This window comes from Saccharothrix sp. ST-888 (assembly GCF_000955975.1).
In the GTDB taxonomy this organism is placed as follows: domain Bacteria; phylum Actinomycetota; class Actinomycetes; order Streptomycetales; family Streptomycetaceae; genus Kitasatospora.
In genome coordinates, this window is the sequence record NZ_JYJF01000877.1 from 1 (window position 1) to 315 (window position 315).

The following is a 315-nucleotide window of genomic DNA, read 5'->3' on the forward strand; positions in this document are numbered from 1 at the left end:
GCGTCACGGTCCAGAACGGTGTGGCGGCGGCGACCGGCAGCGAGAACTCGCAGCTGCTGGCCGGCCACGACTCGCAGCCGACCTCCCAGCTGGTCGTCCCGATGCTCAAGCTCAGCAACAACGGGCTCCCCGAGACCCTGACCAACGAGCTCGGCAAGGTCCAGCGCGGCCAGGGCAGTTGTCGCGCCGTCGTGACCCAGATCGGCCGCCTCCTGAAGCCCAACGGCATCGCCGGCCCGGCCGCCCGCCAGGTGGACGGCCCCGGCCTCCCCCGCCCCGACCTGGCCACTCCGCGCAGCATGACCCCGCCGCTCA

Annotated in this window: 1 protein-coding gene; it reads left to right on the plus strand. The window is 73.3% G+C overall.

The window, feature by feature from the left end; genetic code table 11:
• A partial coding sequence (locus tag UK12_RS34895) for a D-alanyl-D-alanine carboxypeptidase (protein ID WP_045307240.1) occupies positions 1-315 on the plus strand: 315 nt, incomplete at both ends.